This is a genomic window from Pyrobaculum sp. (genome assembly GCF_049971835.1).
GTDB lineage: Archaea > Thermoproteota > Thermoprotei > Thermoproteales > Thermoproteaceae > Pyrobaculum.
Genome location: NZ_JBMFKV010000223.1, coordinates 1 through 2,649 on the forward strand (window position 1 = coordinate 1; position 2,649 = coordinate 2,649).

Genomic DNA, 2,649 nt, shown 5'->3' on the forward strand with positions numbered 1-2,649 from the left:
TACGCCAAAAGCCGCGCAGACCCCCACGGCGACGGCCACGACCACCCAGACCACACAGACAACGACGACCACCCAGAAGGTCGTCCTCTACATGGCCACCACCACCAGCGTGAAGGACACGGGGCTTCTTGACGTCTTGATCCCAGACTTCGAAAAGTGGGCCAGGTCCAGGGGCTACGACATAGAGGTTAGGTACACCGCGGTGGGGACCGGCCAGGCCCTCCTCATGGCCGCCCGGGGAGACGTGGACGTGGTTATTGTACACGCCCCCAGCCTGGAGAAGCAGTACTTGGAGAACGGCACCCTGAAGTGCAGAGACGTGATAGCCTACAACTTCTTCATCATCGTCGGCCCGAAGGACGACCCCGCCGGCGCCAGGGGGCTCACCGCCGTGGAGGCCTTCAAGAAAATCGCCGAGGCCAAGGCCCCCTTCGTCTCCCGCGGAGACAAGTCCGGGACCCACCTAATGGAGCTCTCCCTCTGGAAGAAGGCAATTGGGAGGGAGCCCGACCCGGCCAAAGACACGTGGTACATCTCAGCCGGCGCCGGCATGGGCCAGACCCTCCTCCTCGCCAACGAGAAGAAGGCCTACACACTGTCAGACACCGGGACCTGGCTGAGGTACAGAGACAAGCTACCCCAGCTAGACGTCATAGTGGCGGCGGCGCCGGACCTCATCAACATATACAGCTTCGAAATCGTCAAGCCCTCCCCCGCCACCAAGCTAATGGCCCAGTACATGCTAACCAGGGGCCTCGAGGTCATCGGCAACCTAACCATCGCCGGGACGCCCCTCTTCACCCCAATAAACAAGACCGACCCCAAAGCCATGGAGTGGATAAAACCCGCCATCTTCGGACCCAGCTGTGTCAGCTGAAGTAGCCGGCATAGTCCTAAACACCCTATACGTCTCCACAACACCCGTTATTATCGCCGCGGCGCTGGGCACCCCACTCGCCGCCTGGCTACACATAAGAGGCGGGAGGGCCGCCGCGGCGCTGAAGGCCCTCTTCAACGGCTTCGTCGGCATGCCGACGGTCCTCCTCGGCCTCCTCCTCTACCTCCTGCTTGCGAGGACGGGCCCCCTGGGGAGCCTCCAGCTGCTCTACACCCTAGACGCCGTGGTCATCGGCCACACCGTGCTGGTCCTCCCCCTCTACCTCTCCTTCGCCCTCACGGCGCTTGAGGGCGTCGACCCCAGGCTGAGGGAGGTGGCCGACATGTTCCGCTTCTCCTTCTGGCGCACAGCCGCTCTGCACGTCAGAGAGGCCGCCGCCAGCCTCGCCGCGTCGTATGGGAGGGCCGTTGGGGAGCTGGGCATCGCCCTGATGCTGGGCGGCGACATGAGGTACCGCACGAGGGTCCTAACCACCGCCATTGCCCACGAAACCATGCTGGGCAACTGGGACGCGGCGATTCAGCTGGGCGTGATACTGCTGGCCATCTCGCTGGCGGTCAGCGCCGCCGTGACGGCGCTGGGCTTTAGATACAGGGGATGATCAGGGCCGTCGACCTCGGCAAGAGGTACGGGGACTACGTCTTCCGCCACGTCAACGTGGAGCTACCCGAGAGGGGGCTGGTGGCGCTTGTGGGGCCCAACGGCTCCGGCAAGACGACCCTCCTAAAGATATTCGCAATGCTCACCGAGCCCACAGAGGGCGAGGTCTACATAATGGGCACGCCGTGGCGCGAGGCGAGGGCCAGACACCGCGGCGACGTCCTCTACAGCCACCAGGAGCCCCTCGTCTACTCCGGCACCGTGGAGGACAACCTCGTATGCAACGACGGCGACGTGGTGGACGCCCTCGGCCTCAGACCCCTCCTCAGACACAAGGCCAAGTCCCTCTCCGGCGGCTATAAAAAGCTCGTCACAGTAGCCCGCGTCCTCGCCTGCAGACCCAAAGCCGCCCTGCTGGACGAGCCCACCGCCTACCTAGACCCCGAGAAGAGGAGGGGCCTCCTGGACTACGTCGCGCAGTACGCAAAAAAGGCGCTGGTGGTGTGGACAACCCACTACCCCCCAGAGGCGGAGAACTCAGACGCGATGTACGAAATGCGGGACGGCGCCCTTAGGCGGGTGCGGTAGGTTGCGCCTTCGGCGTCCACTCAGACCCCTCCTTGTAGGCGAGCATCTCCACGATGTAAGCCGCGAAGCTTACAATTCCCCCAAGCGCCGCCAGACCCACCGCCGGGCCTGGCGCGGCGAAGCCATAGGGCCTTGAATACGTGAGGATGTAGAGGTAGTAGGCCGCGTAGAACACCAGCCCCACCAAGGCGAGGACAAAGGCAATGTTGAAAAGGCTTAGGCCGGTGTAGCGGTAGAGCCCCCTCAGCAGAGCCAGCCGCGCCACCAGCACCGCGAAACCCACCGCAAAGGCCGCCGCCAGCAAGGCCATGACCGCGACGCCGGCCGCCAAGGCCCCCAAGATATCCCCCCTGAGCAACACAGCCGGCGCGGAGAAAACCACCACGCCGAACAACGCCGCCATGAGTACTAGCGAAATCACAGGCCCCCAAGCCAGCAACCAAGCCGCCTTAAACCCCAGACGGTGCAGAGCCCTAAACCCCCTGAAGTGGTACCTAAAGAAGATAACCAAGACACCCACCACATACAACACAACCACCGCCACAATCGCCGCGAGGTACCCC

4 protein-coding genes are annotated in these 2,649 nt (G+C 63.8%); 3 read left to right on the forward strand and 1 reads right to left on the reverse strand.

Annotated elements, in window-relative coordinates:
* From ACP5J3_RS12730 to ACP5J3_RS12740, 3 genes are all read left to right on the forward strand, one after another.
* Positions 1-877: substrate-binding domain-containing protein (locus ACP5J3_RS12730; protein WP_428496026.1), on the forward strand; the 877-nt coding region annotated here is incomplete at its 5' end.
* A complete protein-coding gene (locus ACP5J3_RS12735; protein WP_428496027.1) occupies positions 867-1,499 on the forward strand; it encodes an ABC transporter permease in 633 nt (210 codons plus the stop codon). The genes ACP5J3_RS12730 and ACP5J3_RS12735, both read left to right, overlap by 11 nt.
* Positions 1,496-2,086 (forward strand): ATP-binding cassette domain-containing protein, encoded by a 591-nt coding sequence (locus ACP5J3_RS12740; RefSeq protein WP_428496028.1) that lies wholly within the window; start codon positions 1,496-1,498, stop codon positions 2,084-2,086. Before ACP5J3_RS12735 ends, ACP5J3_RS12740 begins: the two co-directional genes overlap by 4 nt.
* Here ACP5J3_RS12740 and ACP5J3_RS12745 read toward each other — a convergent pair.
* Positions 2,070-2,649 (reverse strand): hypothetical protein (locus tag ACP5J3_RS12745; protein WP_428496029.1); only part of this gene is annotated, 580 nt, incomplete at its 5' end. The genes ACP5J3_RS12740 and ACP5J3_RS12745 overlap by 17 nt on opposite strands.

Coding starts and splice junctions, on each gene's coding strand:
- ACP5J3_RS12740 (WP_428496028.1), top strand. CDS start 1,496: ATGATCAGGGCCGTCGACCTCGGCAAGAGGTACGGGGACTACGTCTTC.